General features: G+C 62.3%; 16 protein-coding genes. 6 read left to right on the forward strand and 10 right to left on the reverse strand.

What is annotated here, in order from left to right; translation table 11 throughout:
* Positions 1-106 precede the first annotated feature (106 nt).
* Together QQ992_RS21590 and QQ992_RS21595 are read right to left on the reverse strand one after the other, a co-directional pair.
* The gene (locus tag QQ992_RS21590) at positions 107-2,017 is read right to left on the reverse strand and encodes a potassium transporter Kup (protein WP_286110952.1); all 1,911 of its coding nucleotides are present in this window, start codon (positions 2,015-2,017) and stop codon (positions 107-109) included.
* 152 nt (positions 2,018-2,169) lie between these two features.
* On the reverse strand, positions 2,170-2,496 hold the full coding sequence (locus tag QQ992_RS21595) for a helix-turn-helix domain-containing protein (protein ID WP_060498613.1): 327 nt from the start codon (positions 2,494-2,496) through the stop codon (positions 2,170-2,172).
* Between the two features lie 291 nt (positions 2,497-2,787).
* Between QQ992_RS21595 and rimO the strand changes: the two genes are divergently transcribed.
* Positions 2,788-4,119, forward strand: coding sequence for a 30S ribosomal protein S12 methylthiotransferase RimO (gene rimO, locus QQ992_RS21600; protein ID WP_286110953.1), 1,332 nt, complete (start codon positions 2,788-2,790; stop codon positions 4,117-4,119).
* A 57-nt stretch (positions 4,120-4,176) separates the two neighbouring features.
* Here the strand turns inward: rimO and QQ992_RS21605 are convergent, their stop codons facing one another.
* The 4 genes from QQ992_RS21605 to QQ992_RS21620 are packed head-to-tail and all read right to left on the reverse strand — an operon-like array spanning position 4,177 to position 8,198.
* Entirely contained in the window at positions 4,177-4,926 is a 750-nt protein-coding gene (locus QQ992_RS21605; protein ID WP_105945499.1) for a hypothetical protein, read from the reverse strand.
* Positions 4,927-4,980: 54 nt separating this feature from the next.
* Positions 4,981-6,684, reverse strand: coding sequence for a DUF5666 domain-containing protein (locus QQ992_RS21610; protein WP_286110954.1), 1,704 nt, complete (start codon positions 6,682-6,684; stop codon positions 4,981-4,983).
* On the reverse strand, positions 6,681-7,475 hold the full coding sequence (locus QQ992_RS21615) for a DUF6502 family protein (protein ID WP_286110955.1): 795 nt from the start codon (positions 7,473-7,475) through the stop codon (positions 6,681-6,683). The genes QQ992_RS21610 and QQ992_RS21615 overlap by 4 nt, the downstream gene beginning before the upstream one ends.
* 57 nt (positions 7,476-7,532) lie before the next feature.
* The gene (locus QQ992_RS21620; protein WP_433963095.1) at positions 7,533-8,198 is read right to left on the reverse strand and encodes a hypothetical protein; all 666 of its coding nucleotides are present in this window, start codon (positions 8,196-8,198) and stop codon (positions 7,533-7,535) included.
* Positions 8,199-8,395: 197 nt separating this feature from the next.
* Here QQ992_RS21620 and QQ992_RS21625 point away from each other — a divergent pair, with 197 nt between their 5' ends.
* The 5 genes from QQ992_RS21625 (at position 8,396) to QQ992_RS21645 (ending at position 12,172) form a co-directional block, all read left to right on the forward strand.
* On the forward strand, positions 8,396-8,848 hold the full coding sequence (locus tag QQ992_RS21625) for a GNAT family N-acetyltransferase (protein WP_286110956.1): 453 nt from the start codon (positions 8,396-8,398) through the stop codon (positions 8,846-8,848).
* A gap of 77 nt (positions 8,849-8,925) precedes the next feature.
* Positions 8,926-9,636 (forward strand): rRNA pseudouridine synthase, encoded by a 711-nt coding sequence (locus tag QQ992_RS21630; RefSeq protein WP_105945502.1) that lies wholly within the window; start codon positions 8,926-8,928, stop codon positions 9,634-9,636.
* Between the two features lie 47 nt (positions 9,637-9,683).
* Positions 9,684-10,145 (forward strand): YehS family protein, encoded by a 462-nt coding sequence (locus tag QQ992_RS21635; RefSeq protein WP_019098116.1) that lies wholly within the window; start codon positions 9,684-9,686, stop codon positions 10,143-10,145.
* Between the two features lie 6 nt (positions 10,146-10,151).
* On the forward strand, positions 10,152-10,844 hold the full coding sequence (gene tsaA / locus QQ992_RS21640; RefSeq protein ID WP_286110957.1) for a tRNA (N6-threonylcarbamoyladenosine(37)-N6)-methyltransferase TrmO: 693 nt from the start codon (positions 10,152-10,154) through the stop codon (positions 10,842-10,844).
* Positions 10,845-10,952: 108 nt separating this feature from the next.
* A protein-coding gene (locus tag QQ992_RS21645; RefSeq protein WP_286110958.1) for an IS3 family transposase occupies positions 10,953-12,172 on the forward strand; the annotation gives its coding sequence in 2 pieces (ribosomal slippage) (positions 10,953-11,301 and positions 11,301-12,172; 1,221 coding nt in all).
* 61 nt (positions 12,173-12,233) lie between these two features.
* Here the strand turns inward: QQ992_RS21645 and QQ992_RS21650 are convergent.
* The 4 genes from QQ992_RS21650 to QQ992_RS21665 all read right to left on the reverse strand — a co-directional run bounded on the left by QQ992_RS21650 (position 12,234) and on the right by QQ992_RS21665 (position 16,743).
* Positions 12,234-13,556, reverse strand: a complete 1,323-nt coding sequence (locus QQ992_RS21650) for a dicarboxylate/amino acid:cation symporter (RefSeq protein ID WP_019098118.1) — start codon at positions 13,554-13,556, stop codon at positions 12,234-12,236.
* Positions 13,557-13,967: 411 nt separating this feature from the next.
* Complete coding sequence (locus QQ992_RS21655) at positions 13,968-15,314, reverse strand: ATP-binding protein (RefSeq protein ID WP_286110959.1); 1,347 nt, start codon at positions 15,312-15,314, stop codon at positions 13,968-13,970.
* On the reverse strand, positions 15,311-15,988 hold the full coding sequence (locus QQ992_RS21660) for a response regulator (protein ID WP_119369028.1): 678 nt from the start codon (positions 15,986-15,988) through the stop codon (positions 15,311-15,313). The genes QQ992_RS21655 and QQ992_RS21660 overlap by 4 nt, the downstream gene beginning before the upstream one ends.
* Before the next feature lie 149 nt (positions 15,989-16,137).
* Entirely contained in the window at positions 16,138-16,743 is a 606-nt protein-coding gene (locus QQ992_RS21665; protein ID WP_016712024.1) for an outer membrane beta-barrel protein, read from the reverse strand.
* Positions 16,744-16,780: the final 37 nt, after the last annotated feature.

Consider the following 16,780-nt stretch of genomic DNA (forward strand, 5'->3'; position numbering starts at 1 on the left):
GCCGGCAAGCCAGGCTCCCACATGTACTGCGCAGACCTTCAGCATTGCGCGGTCCCTGTGGGAGCCTGGCTTGCCGGCGATGGGCTGCAAAGCAGCCCCTTGGCAATCAGATCTCGACCTGGGTCCCCAGCTCGATCACCCGGTTCAGCGGCAGGTTGAAGAAGCGCAGGTTACCGTTGGCATTCTTCAACAGGAACGCAAACAGGTTACCCCGCCAGCGCGACATCCCCTCCAGCCGTGAAGCAATCACCGTCTCGCGGCTGAGGAAGTAAGTGGTGCGCATCGGGGTGAAATCCAGGTCGTCCAGGTGGCACAGTTTCAATGCTGCCGGCACGTCCGGTTCGTCCATGAAGCCAAAGTGCAGCAGCACACGGAAGAACCCATCACCGTATGCCTCCACCTCGAAACGTTCGTGCTCCGGCACGCGCGGCCGGTCTTCACTGACGACCGTCAGCAGTACCACCTGGCTGTGCAGCACCTGGTTGTGCAGCATGTTGTGCAACAGCGCATGGGGCACTGCGTCGGCCCGTGCGGTGAGGAACACCGCCGTGCCTTCGACCCGATGTGGCGGCTGAATACGGATACTGCTGATGAACAGCTGCAGCGGCAGCGCGCCTTCGTCGATGCGTTCGACCAGAATCTGCTTGCCGCGCTTCCAGGTGCTCATCAGCAAGTACAGCACACCACCCGCCAACACCGGGAAGGCACCGCCCTGAACAATTTTCGGCACGTTGGCGGCGAAGAACAGCCCGTCGACGAACAGGAAACCCACCAGAATCGGCACCGCCAGCACTGGGGGCCATTTCCACAGCAGCAACATGACGGCCGACACCAGAATAGTGGTCATCAGCATAGTGCCGGTCACCGCCACCCCGTAAGCCGCCGCCAGGGCGCCGGACGACTCGAAACCGATCACCAGCAGCACCACGCCGACCATCAGCGTCCAGTTCACCGCCCCAATGTAGATCTGCCCCTGCTCGTCGCTGGAGGTGTGCTGGATCTGCATGCGTGGAATGTAGCCCAGCTGGATGGCCTGGCGGGTCAGGGAGAACGCCCCCGAGATTACCGCTTGCGAGGCAATTACCGTGGCCATGGTCGCCAACCCGACCAACGGCAGCAACGCCCAGCCCGGCGCCAGCAGGTAGAACGGGTTACGGGCTGCGTCCGGGTTTTGCAGCAGCAGTGCCCCCTGGCCGAAATAGTTCAGCACCAACGCGGGCAGCACCAGGATGAACCAGGCCCGCGCGATCGGCTTGCGGCCAAAGTGGCCCATGTCGGCGTACAGCGCCTCGGCGCCGGTCAACGCCAGCACCACTGCGCCGAGAATGGCCACGCCCATGCCGGGGTGCACCACGAAGAAATTGATCGCCCAACTCGGGTTGAAGGCCTTGAGCACTTCCGGGCTCTGCGAGATGCCATGTACGCCCAGTGCGCCCAGCGCCACGAACCAGGTGACCATGATCGGGCCGAACAGCTTGCCGATCTTCTCGGTACCGTGCTTCTGCACCAGGAACAATGCCACCAGCACCACCAGCGAAATCGGCACCACCCAATGGTCGATACCGTCAAACGCCAGGCCCATGCCCTCCACCGCCGACAGCACCGACACCGCCGGGGTGATCATGCTGTCGCCATAGAACAGCGAAGCGCCGATCAGGCCGCAGATCACCATCAGCGTACGCAACCGCGGGTAGGCCGCCGTGGCACGCCGCGCCAGCGCAGTCAGCGCCATGGTGCCGCCCTCCCCCTGGTTGTCGGCACGCAGGATGAACATCACGTACTTGAACGACACCACCCACAACAGCGACCACAGGATCAGCGACAGGATCCCCAGCACGCCATCGTGGTTGACCGGCACCCCGTAACCGCCGGTGAAGACTTCCTTCAGGGTGTACAACGGGCTGGTGCCGATATCGCCATAAACCACCCCGACCGCCGCCACGAGCAGGCCCAGCGACCGCGCCGCGCCCTGCTTCCCCTCGTGCCCGCCCTCGGCGTGACTGCTTGCCTGAACCATCGACCACTCCCGCAGACGGCCTTTTAGGCCAGTAGAATTCTCACCTGCGCCGAAGTAACACTGACACCCCGGACGCAATGGCGCGAAGCATAGCGCAGCGTTCGTCGATTTTCTGCTGGTCCGCCTTTGTCAGAGCAAGATGGCGGCAAAAACTAAAGGTCCAGACACTGCATGGGTATGCCCAAGGCAGCGGCAATCTTTTCGCGAGTAGCCTTACGCGGGCGCTCTGCTGTTTCTTGCTGGGCATAGGCTGACTGCGAGATCCCCAGGCGCTGGGCGACTTCAGCCTGAGTCAGGTCAAGATGCCTGCGCCAGGCAGCAATGGCAGTCATGCCGTCCTTCACCATATAGCCAACCACCTCGTTGGGCACCAAGTCCGGTTGCGGGCGGCTGGCGATGTAATCGGCATAGGGCAACACGACAAAGGCAGGACGACCGTCGGCGCCATTGATGATCTGTACATTAGTAGGTGTGCTCATCGCGCTTTTTGACCTCCTCGATCGACCCACTAGTTATCGGAAAAGGCTTTATAGGGTGACGAGCGGCCCCTCATCAGTTCAAGGGGGGCATTACCTGGCTGTGTTTCGAGGTTTTACCAGTCGTGCACAGTCCGGTTGGCTTGCATAGCGCAGCGTTCGTCGTATTTCTGCTGGTCAAGCGACGTTACGCTCGCTAGAATTGCGCACTTTTTGATCAGAGGCGCCCAAAGCGCCCGTCAAGATCGCCCCCGATTCCGGCCGGGCGACCTGCATTCAATACCGAGGTTAGTCATGTCCACCACGCCCGCCACCCCCAAGGTAGGTTTCGTAAGCCTGGGTTGCCCTAAAGCCCTGGTCGATTCCGAGCGCATCCTGACCCAACTGCGCATGGAAGGCTATGAAGTCGTGCCCACCTACGAGGACGCCGACGTGGTGGTGGTCAACACCTGCGGCTTCATCGACAGCGCCAAGGCAGAATCGCTGGAAGTGATCGGCGAAGCGATCAAGGAAAACGGCAAGGTCATCGTTACCGGCTGCATGGGTGTCGAAGAAGGCAGCATCCGTGACGTGCACCCGAGCGTGCTGTCGGTCACCGGCCCGCAGCAGTACGAGCAGGTGGTCAACGCCGTGCACGAAGTGGTACCGCCACGCCAGGACCACAACCCGCTGATCGACCTGGTGCCGCCTCAGGGCGTCAAGCTGACCCCGCGCCACTACGCGTACCTGAAAATTTCCGAAGGCTGTAACCACAGCTGCAGCTTCTGCATCATCCCGTCGATGCGCGGCAAGCTGGTCAGCCGCCCGGTGGGTGAAGTGCTGAGCGAGGCCGAGCGCCTGGTCAAGGCCGGGGTGAAGGAGATCCTGGTGATTTCCCAGGACACCAGCGCCTATGGCGTCGACGTCAAGTACAAGACCGACTTCTGGAACGGCCGCCCGGTCAAGACCCGCATGCTCGAATTGTGCGAAGCACTGAGCAGCCTGGGCGCCTGGGTACGCCTGCACTACGTGTACCCGTACCCGAACGTCGACGACGTGATCCCGCTGATGGCCGCCGGCAAGATCCTGCCGTACCTGGACATCCCGTTCCAGCACGCCAGCCCGAAAGTGCTCAAGTCGATGAAGCGCCCGGCCTTCGAAGACCGCACCCTGGCGCGCATCAAGAACTGGCGCGAACAGTGCCCCGAGCTGGTGATCCGCTCCACCTTCATCGTCGGCTTCCCGGGCGAAACCGAGGAAGACTTCCAGTACCTGCTGGACTGGCTGACCGAAGCCCAGCTGGACCGCGTGGGCTGCTTCCAGTACTCGCCGGTAGAAGGCGCACCGGCCAACGACCTGGGCCTGGAAGAAGTGCCGGACGACATCAAGCAGGACCGCTGGGACCGCTTCATGGCCCACCAGCAGGCCATCAGCGCCGCCCGCCTGCAACTGCGCATCGGCAAGGAAATCGACGTGCTGATCGACGAAGTCGAGGAGCAAGGTTCGGTTGGCCGCAGCTTCTTCGATGCCCCGGAAATCGACGGCAGCGTGTTCATCGACGGCGATCATGGCTTCAAGCCAGGCGACAAAGTGCGCTGCCGTGTGGTGGATGCCGACGAGTACGACATGTGGGCCGAGCCTGTCTAAAGCGGCTGAAACACTGAAAAGCCCCTGCCCCGGTAATCCGGCGCAGGGGCTTTTTTGTCAGAACGTGTGAAACAGCATCAGGCCCCCCTCTGCATCCGGGCTGGCATCCGAAAAGCCTTTGACCGCATACAGTTGCACTTTCCATTGCGGGTTGAGCTTGTGGGTCAGGAACAAGGTCAGTTCCTTGATCTGCGACCCTGTCGAGACCACTTTCTGCCGCCAGTCGTAGGACGCGCCCGCCGACGTGCCCGTAGCCACAGGTATGGCAAAGCCGAGGCTGGCGAATACCGGGTCGTCGAAGTCGCTGTCGGGTGGGTCGCCGAACTTCTTCCAGCCCAGTGTCGCGAAGCCGGTGACCGGGCCAAAGCCCTTGGTGATGTCGACCTGGGCGGTGTAGTCGTATTCGCCGGTACCCAGGCACTGGTCTTCATCGGCAGTGGGGAATTTGACCTTGCCGATCAGGTCCAGCATCAGGCCGCCGTCGCTGCCATCGAGCAGGGCGTACCCGGCGCTGGCAACCGTGTCGCCCAGCCCGCTTTCCACATCCCGGCAACCGCCGGGCAAGGGGTCACCATTCGGGCCGACTTCCGGGTTGGTGATGCGTAACCAGGGCACGGTGACCTTGTAGGTCATGGGGCCGGTTTCATACTTGCCGACCACGGGCACGTACCAGATTTCCGACGTGGTGCCCGTGCCATAGTCGCCGCTTGAATAGTCCATGCCGATGGCCGCGCTGAAGGTGTCAGCCAAGGTTGATGCACTGGTGCATGACAGCAGGCAGGCGAGGAGCGGGAGGGTCGGTCTCATCGGCACCTCGGAATCCCGTCGGGAAGTGTGAGCGGACATACCCAGCCTAGTTGCCTAACGCCCGGAACGCTCCGGATGCTCGACTTTTTCGGCGGTCTCTATCTTCTCCGGCTTTTCGACTTTCTCGACTTTTTCAACCTTCTCGACCTTTTCAGGCTTTTCGACTTTCTCCACCTTTTCGACTTTCTCTACTTTTTCGGGCTTTTCGACCTTCTCTACCTTCTCGACTTTTTCAACCTTCTCGACCTTTTCAGGCTTCTCGACTTTCTCCACCTTTTCGACTTTGTCTACTTTTTCGACCTTCTCAACTTTCTCTACTTTTTCGACCTTCTCAACCTTCTCGGCCTTTTCTACCTTTTCGACTTCGACCCGCTCTACCCGGTCAGAACGGCCGCTGTTGCTGCTTTCAGGCTGCTCCAGCGTTTCGACATGCTCTGTCTTGCCAGACTTGTCCACGCTGTCTGACTTGCCGTGCCCGCTGGTGTCTTCAATGTCGCTGCCACCGCTGTGATCCTCACGGCCTTCGTTGCCAACAGCGGTCGCTTCGCGTGTGCCATGACCACTGTTGCCGGAACTGCCGGAATCACTGCTGCCGTGCTCGCTGCCATGCCCCGAATGGCCTCTGTCCGGGTTGTCGGCGCGGTCATCCTGGAACTCCACACGCGTTGCCCGCAGTTCGTGAGCGCCATTGAGTACACCACTCACCCGCACACGCTGATCGAGCGCCAACGCCGCCACCGGCTTGCCAACGATCACGGTGCCCTGCCCCAGCGTCACATTGATGCCTGCGACCACCAGTTGCCGAGCCTGCGCACGCTGCACCAGCCCTTCGACCACCGCCTGCTGCACACGGCCAGCAAACGGCAGGCTCGGGTCAGGGCGGGCTTGCGCCACTTCCAGCTGACGCCCGGTCCACTGGCCGCGCACCAGCACTTCCCGTGCCGGGGCTACGCGGGTACCCAGTTGCAGCCCTTGAAGGCTACCAGGGCGATCAATCGCCCCAATGGCACTGGCCTCTCGCAGCCCCGGCGCCCGTTCGATACGGGTCGCCACCACTTCGCCCTTGGCATCGCGCAAACCGCTGACCCGGACCGGCTCGCCCGGGCGCAGCCCTTCCGCCACCCGCGCGTCTGCGGCAAGGCGCACCGGTTGCCCCATCACCCGCAGCGGGGCCGAAGCGCTGGGGAGCGCCGTCAGCGGCCCTTCGTAGGCGTTGAGGATCGAGATACGCCCAGCCTGCAGGCCGCGCTGGGTGGCAATGGCCTCCACCGCCACAACCTGCCCGATGGCCAGGTGAGTACTGCTGGCCGGTGCACCGTTCTGATTCACCGGTACGTCCTTGCCATAGTGCACTTCCATGCCATTGACGCAGATCGAGGCAAACCCGGTGATGGTGCCGACAATGCCGGTACCACCAGTACCGCCCGGGCGCAGGATTGGCGCACCGGTACCGCCAACACCGCCACTGCTGTGATCGAAGTAGGTGCCGTCCACACCCTCGGCCACTGCACCCGTACCGCCTGTGCCACCGGGGCGCTGCGGATGCGGTGCGCCCGTGCCGCCAACGCCACCGTTTTCACTGCGCACACCGGTGCCGCCCGTCCCTCCCGGAAACTGCATGCCTGCGGCACCGGCCATCCCCACTTCATCACGGCTGACACACACCGGCGCTGCGGCCACCTCGGCAGGCGCCATCAGGTTCAACCCGAAAACCAGGGCGAGCATGATGGCACTGAGGCAGCGCGCAAGAGAAGTCATGGGCCGGGTGTCTTCGACAAATCGGGTTGGGTAGCTTCAGTGTAGAAATAAAGCCCTACGGTGATGCGCTGACGTTGCTCGACAGTGGGTTCATCAGCACCCTCCAGCTCTGCTGCAAGCTGGCTGAAAGCAAGCAGTGTCTGCATGCCATCCGTGGAAACCACTTCACGCACGTGTTCGACGCTGGCCAGGCTCAAGGCATCGTAGTGAACACTGCGTTCAAAGAATGGTTGGCCTTCGCCACTGAGGTTGTGCACCGCTGCGCAGGCATGGTCATGCAGGTTGTGGCCAAAGTAGGCGGCTTTTTCATCGAAACCCGTCTGCGGCACGAATGCCTGGGCCTCCAGGTGCACACAATCCTGCTCATCGAGCCGGACGATGCCAAGGCGCAACCACTCATCCAGCACAACCCGGCCACGGATATCGGTGCTGACCTTGGCCACCAAGGCGTCGAATGAACAGTCGCCGCCGACACTGGCCAAACGCGGCAGTGCCAGCGCCTGGCCAGGTGCCGAGCAGAACGGCGGGCTGGTGGTCCATACATTGACCAGCTGTGCACCCAGGGTGATGTTTGCCGGCAGGGCTGCGAGCGCCGTGCCGCCTTCACTGCGAATCCGCCGGACGTCCTTGCGGTGTACGCCTGTGAGCAGGCTGATACGGCTGTCGGTGGGCGGGGTGCCGTCCAGGCGAAACTCGCGGTGGGCTACGTCGACGAACACGTCCTTGAGCAGGTCGGCGAACATCGTGTAGGTCACCCCCTTGCGCAACATCAAGCGCACCAGCGGACGCATGACACGCCGCAGTGCGCTTAACATCGAAGGGGGAGAAGTTGGGCTGATCAACGCCTGTCAGCTCCTGCTGTTGTCATCACCCGGTTCGCCACCCACATGGTTGCCGCGATCGTCACCAGGTTCACCACCCACGTGATTGCCGTGATCATCGCCAGGCTCGCCGCCGACATGATTACCATGATCATCCCCGGGCTCACCGCCAACATGGTTGCCATGATCGTCACCGGGCTCACCGCCAACGTGATTGCCGTGATCGTCACCGGGCTCACCACCCACGTGATTGCCATGATCGTCACCCGCTTCAGCATGGTTGCTGCTGCGACCAGCGTTTGAATTACCGTCGTGGCCGCTGCCACTGTTGCCGGCATGGCCGCCACCATCTCCGCCACTGCCATGGCCACCACCGCCACTTCCGCTGCCACCACCGTGGCCGCCGCCACCACCGCCACTTCCGCCACCACCACTTCCACCGCCGTGGCCTCCGCCACCGCCACCGCCACCACTCCCACCGCCGCCGTGGCCTCCGCCGCCACCGCCACTTCCACCACCACCGTGACCGCCGCCTCCACCGCCGCCGTGACCACCACCGCCACCGCCACCATCTTTGGCATAGGCGCTGGAGCCGTGAGAAATCGTGTCAGGGATCAAAACAATGGACGTCGAAAGCACGCCAGCCACGGCAACCGCCAGTAAGGCCTTCTTGAACAGCAGGTGGATTTGCATAGTCCGTCTCCAGGTCGTCGCCACGAGAACGCCAAATCAGTAAAAGTCTTGTTGTCAGTTTTAGTTTTTCTTTGCGTGGGATTTTTTCCCACGCTTAATTAATAGACCTCTACCCCCCGCCGTTCAAGCGCTACACAGACAAGCCGACCGGTGGTTGGGCTGCTATGTTTTCCCTATCGCCATGGAGGACCACCGGCATGCCTGCACCACTGACGTTGCAAACGCCGCGCTTGAGCGACTACGGCGAGCTGGTACAGGTGTGGGAGGACTCGGTACGCGCCACCCATCACTTCCTGCCAGAGGGCTATATCCTGCTGCTGCGCGACCACGTGCTGCGCCGCTACCTGGATGCGGTGATGCTGGTCTGCTGCAAGGACCGGCAACGTATCTGTGGCTTCGCCGGGGTCGCCAACGGGCGCGTGGACATGCTCTTCGTCGCACCTGACTACCGTGGCCAAGGGGTTGGCAAGCGCCTGCTGCACTACGCGATCGACGAACTGAACGCCGAACGCCTGGACGTCAATGAACAGAACCCGCAAGCCTTGGGCTTCTACCTGCATGAGGGCTTCGAAGTGTTCGGCCGTTCGGAAACCGACGGCCTGGACCAGCCCTACCCGCTGCTGCACATGCGCCTGCGCAAAACGGCGTAAATGACACAGATTCCCAGCCCCTCTGTCGCGCAGGCAGGTACAATGCGGGTCTTTCCCTGCCTTTGCGAATTACCGTCATGTCTGAACCCGTCCGCCTGTCCAAACGCCTTATCGAGCAGCTGGGTTGCTCCCGTCGCGAGGCCGAGTTGTATATCGAAGGCGGCTGGGTGACGGTCGATGGCGTGGTCGTCGAGCAGCCGCAGTTCAAGGTTGAGCAACAGCGCGTCGAGCTGTTGCCAGGCGCCCGCGCCGAAACGCTGGAACCGGTGACCCTGCTGATGAACCAACCCGCCGGTATCGACAGTGAAACCGCCCGCGCCAGCATGAACATGGGCAACCTCAGCGAGGCTCACCGCGAAGGCGTGCGCGCCCTGCACGGGCATTTTGCCCGGCAGGACTGCGTGGCGCCGCTGGAGCGCGGCGCCACCGGCCTGCAGGTATTCACCCAGGACTGGCGGGTAACGCGCAAAATCAACGCCGACCTGCGCCGTCTGGAGCAGGAGTTCATCGTCGAAGTACGCGGCGAAACCACGCCTCAGGCGCTGGAACGCCTGGCGCGCGGGGCCACGCGCAATGATCGCGAACTGCCCAAGACCAAAGCCAGCTGGCAAAACGAGACCCACCTGCGCATGGTGCTGAAAAACCCGCAGCCCGGGCAAATCTCCGAGCTGTGCGCCTACCTGCGCCTGGAGCTGGTAAGCATGCGCCGTATTCGCCTGGGTGGCGTATCGATGGGCAAACTGCCGCTAGGCCAATGGCGCTACCTGGCCACTACCGAACGTTTCTAAGCAATACGCCACGCACACGCGTGGCACCTGAACAGGATTCTGCAGCAATGAACCACAACGATGTCCTGCGCAGCCTGCGCTACATGCTCAAGGTGAACGACGCCAAGATGGCCGAAATCATCGGGCTTTCCGGCCTCGAAGTGCATCCTCTGGTGCTGGCCACCTACCTGAAGAAAGAAGAAGAGGAAGGTTTCGTACGTTGCCCTGAACGGGTGATGGCGCACTTCCTCGATGGCCTGGTGATTCACCGCCGTGGCAAGGATGACAGCCGCCCACCGCAGCCGGTCGAGCTGCCGGTGACCAACAACCTCATCCTCAAGAAGCTGCGGGTGGCCTTCGAGCTCAAGGAAGACGACCTGCATGCGATCCTCAAGTCGGTCAACTTCCCGGTCAGCAAGCCGGAGCTCAGCGCGCTGTTCCGCAAGGCCGGCCACGACAACTACCGCCCGTGCGGTGACCAGCTGCTGCGCAACTTCCTCAAGGGCCTGACCCTGCGCGTGCGCGGCTGAGTGGCCATGCAGCACACGGTTGCCCCGGTCGGTATTGTGCGCTCCTGCTTCAAGGAGAAGTTCGCCATCCCGCGCCAGCCGCAGCTGGCGCCTGCGGCGCGCGGCGTGCTCGAACTGCTGCCGCCGTTCGACCAGGGTGATGCAGTCGAAGGCCTGGAGCAGGTCAGCCATGTCTGGCTGCTGTTCCTGTTCCACCAGGCCCTGGAAGACAAACCCCGCCTGAAAGTGCGGCCACCGCGCCTGGGCGGCAACAAGAGCATGGGGGTGTTCGCCACCCGCGCCACCCACAGGCCCAACGGCATCGGCCAGTCAGTGGTGCGTCTGGAGGGGGTAGAGCCTGGCCGCCTGTTGCTGTCCGGGATCGACCTGCTCGATGGCACGCCGGTACTGGACATCAAGCCCTATGTGCCCTACGCCGACAGCATCGCGGGCGCCAGCAACCAGATGGCCAGTGAAGCACCCGCTGCGATTGCCGTGCAGTGGGGCGAAAACGCCCTTCCACAGGCCCGCGAGCATGCACTACGCCTGGCTGAGCCCCTGGTAGAGCTGATCGAGCAATGCCTGGCCCAGGACCCGCGACCGGCCTATCAGATACCACCGCCCGAGCGGGTGTATGGGGTGAAGTTCTGGGATGTGCAAGTGAGGTGGCATTACCCGCAGCCGGAGGTGATCCGGGTGCTGGAAGTGGTGCTGGCCTGAGCGCGGCACGAACATGAAAAAGGCGACCTCAAGGGTCGCCTTTTTCATTTAACCTGTCCCGTCCTGAATAAGGTTTACACCTCTCATCCCGATTTTCCGGAGAGCTAGATGGAGCAAGGTGTAAAGCGCACACAGCGAGATTACTCGCTGTCTTTTAAATTGGCCGTCGTTGATCAGATCGAAAAAGGCGAGCTGACCTACAAGCAGGCTCAGGTGCGGTATGGCATCCAGGGTCGCTCGACGGTTCTGGTATGGTTGCGTAAGCATGGTCGGCAGGATTGGAGCCAAGGGGCGTCGATCCGGGCCGAGAGGAGCTGCGCGATGTCCGACCCTAAAACGCTCACTCCAGAGCAGCGGATCAAAGAGCTTGAGCAGCAGCTTGAGCTGATGAGCCAGAAGGCTCAGTTCTTCGAGACCGTCGTTGATGTCCTGAAAAATGACTACGGTGTATCAGTCGTAAAAAAGCGATCCGGCAAGTCCTCTCGCAAGGTCAAGTCGCAGGACTGAGCATTGCCAGGGCTTGTCAGTTTCTAGGCATTAGCCGGCAGGCTTACTACAAGCGCAATCGAGCTGCTGATGGCAAAGATCGCCAGGCAGATCGGGTTGTCGAGGTTGTTCAACAAATCCGGATGCGTCAGCCACGGCTAGGCACACGGAAGCTGCACTATCTGCTGCATTGCCAGCCTGATAGGCGAGTCCAGGTTGGTCGAGACCGACTATTTCAGGTTTTGGGAGAGCGCCGCTTGCTGGTGCTACCCAAGCGGGCGTATCACAAGACAACACAAAGCTTTCATCACTTCTACCGCCATCCGAACCTACTCAAACCGGGCCCGAATCAGGTTATCCCGTCAGGGCCGGAGCACGTTTGGGTCGCGGACATTACCTACCTGCCAGCTAGTAGCGGCCCGTTGTACCTAAGCCTGGTAACGGATGCGTACTCCAGAAAAATTGTTGGTCACCACGTACACGAAAGCCTGCACGCCGAGTCAGTTGCGCAAGCCTTCAGACAGGCTCTGCGCAAGCGGCGGCATCGCCAGCCACTGGTCCATCACTCGGACCGCGGCATCCAATATTGCTCGGCGCTGTACCAGTCACTGCATGCGCGGCACGGAGTCCAATGCTCGATGACTGATGGATATGACTGCTACCAGAACGCGTTAGCCGAACGCATTAACGGAATCCTCAAAACAGAACTGCTGCTGAGTAACCCTGAAAACCTGGAGCAGGCAAGGAAGATGGTTGATGAGGCAGTGCAAATCTACAACACAGAGCGGCCCCACATGGCCCTGAAAAACAAAACGCCCGATGCGGTGCATCGGGCGTTTTGAGGCCTATCGGCCTACCTGAACAGGTGTAAACCTATTTCAGGACTAGACAACCATCCCGCGATCAGCGAGCCGGGCCTTCGGCCACGCCCAGGTCATCGGTAGGACGGGTATCGACCAGCGGAGCACCACCGGAAGCCAGCTCGGAAGCGAGCTTGTCGTTGTCCATTTCCTTGACCCACTTGGCAACCACCACGGTAGCAACGGCGTTACCTACCAGGTTGGTCAGGGCGCGGGCTTCAGACATGAAGCGGTCGATGCCGAGGATCAGCGCCAGGCCGGCAACTGGCAAGTGGCCAACAGCCGACAGGGTGGCGGCCAGCACGATGAAGCCCGAACCGGTAACGCCGGCAGCACCTTTGGAGGCCACCAGCAACACCAGCAGCAGGGTGATCTGGTGAGTGATGTCCATGGTGGTGTCGGTGGCCTGGGCGATGAACACCGCGGCCATGGTCAGGTAGATCGAGGTGCCATCCAGGTTGAACGAGTAACCGGTCGGGATCACCAGGCCGACAACCGACTTCTTGGCACCCAGGCGCTCCATCTTGGCCAACATGCGTGGCAGTGCCGATTCCGACGAGGAAGTACCCAGCACGATCAGCAGCTCTTCACGGATGTAGCGGATCAGCTTGAGCACGCTGAAGCCGTGGGCGCGGCAGATACCGCCCAGCACCACCAGCACGAACAGCAGGCAGGTGATGTAGAAGCAGGCCATCAGGTAGCCCAGTTGCACCAGCGAGCCAACGCCGTACTGGCCAATGGTGAAGGCCATGGCGCCGAAGGCACCGATCGGGGCCAGCTTCATGATCATGTTGATGATGTTGAACATGACATGGGCAAAGCGGTCGATCATGTCCAGCACCGGCTTGCCATAGCTGCCCAGGCGGTGCAAGGCGAAGCCGAACAGCACCGAGAACATCAGCACTTGCAGGATGTCGCCGTTGGCGAAGGCGCCGACCACGGTGTTGGGGATGACGTTGAGCAGGAAGCCGACGGTGGTCTGCTGCGCGCCGGCGGCGGCGTAGGCAGCCACGCTGCTGGCGTTCAGGGTGCTGACGTCGATGTGCATGCCAGCGCCTGGCTTGACCACGTTGACGACGACGAGGCCGATGATCAGGGCGATGGTGGAGACGATTTCAAAGTACAGCAGCGCGTAGCCGCCGGTCTTGCCGACCGACTTCATGCTCTGCATGCCGGCGATGCCGCTGACCACGGTGCAGAAGATGATCGGGGCGATGACCATCTTGATCAGTTTGACGAAGCCGTCACCCAAAGGTTTGAGGGCGACGCCCGTTTCCGGGTAGTAGTGGCCGAGCAGAATACCGATGGTGATGGCGACCAACACCTGGACATACAGGGATTTGTACAGCGGCTGACGTGTCGTCATGGCTCATTTTCCTCAAGTGTGCCGGCCCACCCTTCCCAGGGTGATGGGGCACCTGAATCGCTAACCCTCCTGCACCCGGAGGGATTTGTCGTTGTGTTCGAGCTGCCTGGGCAGGCCTCTGAAGGGATCAATAGCAAGGGTGGTGCCAAAATGCCCATGAAGGGTGCAAAGGCCGTATTTGCTAGGGATAAATGCCCAACGACGGGGCGATTTGCCTGAGGAAGGCTGGCGGATTTCCGCCCGGTGGCGGGATTTGTACAGGGGCGTTGGCGGGAATCCGCCCATTGCAGTTTTCCTATGCCGGCCCTTTCGCGGGCTCGCCCGCTCCCACAGGGACCGCACTGCATTCAGCTCGTGCGCAGTACCTGTGGGAGCGGGCAAGCCCGCGAAGAGGCCAGTACAGGCGACGGTTCATTCCAAATTGAAGGTGATCCTGAACGCCGCGCCACCCAACGGGGAATCGCCAAGGCTCAACACGGCGTCATAGCTGTCGACAATGTCCTTGACCACCGCCAGCCCGATACCCTGCCCCGGGTGCTGGCTGTCCAGCCGCTCCCCCCGCTCCAGGATGCGCTCACGCTGATCGGCCGGCACCCCCGGCCCATCGTCCTCGATACACAAGGTCAACTGCCCGGGCGCCTGCTCCAGGCTTACCCGCACCTGGCCCAGGCTCAGCCGGTAGGCGTTTTCCAGCAGGTTGCCGAGCATCTCCAGCAAGGCGCCCTGCTCCATCGGCACCTGCGCCGCATCAGGCACCTCCAGGGCCACGTTCACCTGTTTGTCCCGGTAAACCTTGGCCAGCGTGCTGCACAAACTGTCGAGCAACGGCAGCAGCCTCACGCTGTGGCGCACCAGGCCGCTCTTGCGCAGGCTGGCGCGTTGCAACTGGTAGTCGATCTGCTGGCTCATGCGCTCGATCTGGCTTTGCAGTACCCGCGCCTGCTCGCGCTCGCCGCTGCGCTGCTGCAGGCTCTCGCCCACACCTTGCAACACCGCCAGCGGCGTTTTCAGGCTGTGGGCCAGGTCATCCAGTGAATCGCGATAGCGTGTGCGTTGCTCGCGCTCACTGCGTAGCAGGCGGTTGAGCGAACGGGTCAAGCGCAGCAACTCGCGAGGGTGCTCGCCGCTCAGGCCTTCGCGTGCGCCCGATTCCACCTCATCCAGCTCGTGGCTGAGCCGCCGCAACGAGCGCAGCCCCCAGGTCAAGCCCGCCCATAACAGCACCATCAATGCCAGCAAGGCAGCACCAAAGCCCAGGTAGAGCTTTTCTCGCAGGCCATTGAGGGTGGCCTTGTATTCGCTCACCGGCTGCAGGGCGACAATGCTGTAGGCGGCGCTCTGGCCGCCCAGCAGCTTGATCTCGACGTCGTAAACGAAGAATTCTTCGCCATCGGACTGGTGAATGCGGGCAAACTCGTTACCCCGCCCATCGTAGCGCGGGCTGTAATTGATGTGCCGGTCGGCAGTGGCCCGCGACTGCCAGACCAGGTTGCCGTCGCGGTCGAAGATGTAGCCCAGCAGGCCGGTATACGGCAGGTTGTAACGCTCGTCCGGCAGCAGCGTCGGCATCTGCAGTTGGCCATGCTCGATGCGCGCGGCGGAAATCAGTGTGGTCACATCCGAGGCCAACCGCTGCTCGATCGACTCCTGCAGGGCCAGGCTGAAGGCTTTCTGCAAGGCCGGCAGCAGCGCCAGCATGAACAGCAGCGCCAGCACGGCGGCGGCCAACATCAGGCGTACCCGCAGGGAGCGGATCATCGGCAGCGCTCGGTGAACAGATAGCCCAGGCCGCGCACGGTGTCGATGGGTTTGAAGCCGTGCTCGCCCTCAAGCTTGCGGCGCAGGCGGCCGACCAGCACCTCGATGACATTGGGGTCGCGCTCCTCGTCCCCCGGGTACAGCTGCTCCATCAGGCGTTCTTTGGCCACTACCTGCTGATGATGGCGCATGAGGTATTCGAGAATGCGGTATTCGTACGCCGTCAGCGCCAGGGGCTGTTCGTCGAGGGTGGCCTGTTTGCGGTTGAGGTCGAGCACCAGGGGGCCGGCGGCGATGGTCGACTGGGTGAAACCACTGGAGCGGCGCAGCAGGGCATTCAGGCGAGCCTCCAGCTCTTCGAACTGGAACGGCTTGACCAGGTAGTCGTCAGCACCGGCCGCCAGGCCCTCGACCTTGTCCTGCCAGTTGCCACGGGCGGTGAGGATGAGGATGGGGAAGGTCTTGTCCTGGCTGCGCAGGCGCGTGATCAGCTCCAGGCCACTGATGCCGGGCAGGCCCAGGTCGATGATGGCCAGGTCGAAGTGGTATTGCCCGGCCTGGTACAGGGCCTCTTCGGCGTCGGCGACGGCCTCGACCACATGGCCGCTTTCGCCCAGTCGGGTGTAGAGGTGATGGCGAAGCAGGGCTTCGTCCTCGACCACCAGCAGTTTCATGTGCAGCTCCTTATGTGTATTGCCTGTAGCGGCCCTTTCGCGGGCAAGCCCGCTCCCACAGGTACTACACAGGCTTCAAAAGCCGTGCGGTACCTGTGGGAGCGGGCTTGCCCGCGAAAGGGCCGGTACAGGATAACGCGGCTCGCCCGTCAGAACTTGTAGCTTGCAGCCAGGTAAGTCTGCGCGCTGCTGGTCAGGCGCAGGGTGCCGTCCTTCGGCCCGCCACGCTCGCCCACTTCGGTCGCGGCGTTGGTGCGCAGGTAACGGTAGCCCAGTTCGACCGAGGCTTTGTCGGTGATGTCCTGGATCACACCCGCCTGCAGGCCATAGGCATAACCGTAGTCGGTATCGCGGCTGGCACCTGGCGAGTCCTGGGTCAGCTTGGTCACACCCAGGCTGCCACCGCCAAACAGCTTGGTGGTATCGCCCACCGGCAGGAACAGGTCGTAGCTGCCCAGCAGGTTTTCCTGGCGCAGCTTGAGGCCGCTGTGGTCGCCCGAGACGTTGTCATAGGTCATGTAGTAGCGGCCTTGGTCATTGATCTTGCCCAAACGCACGCCCCAGGTGTCGTCCTTGCCGATGATGCCATCGGCGTTGAGGTGGTCGGTGTTGCGCTGCAGCAGGCCGGACTTGCGAACCTTGTCGCTGGTCTGGCCGTAGGTCAGGCTGGCGAAGTTGTCGTCGGCGGCCTGGGCGGTGGTGATGCCAGCGGCGCAGACGGCCATGGCGGCAAGCAGGGTGTTGAAGGTTTTCATGGCTGGATACTCCAGTTGGGTGCGCTGTTTCGGTCTG

Origin of the sequence: Pseudomonas kurunegalensis, assembly GCF_030291635.1 — a bacterium.
Taxonomy (GTDB): domain Bacteria; phylum Pseudomonadota; class Gammaproteobacteria; order Pseudomonadales; family Pseudomonadaceae; genus Aquipseudomonas; species Aquipseudomonas monteilii.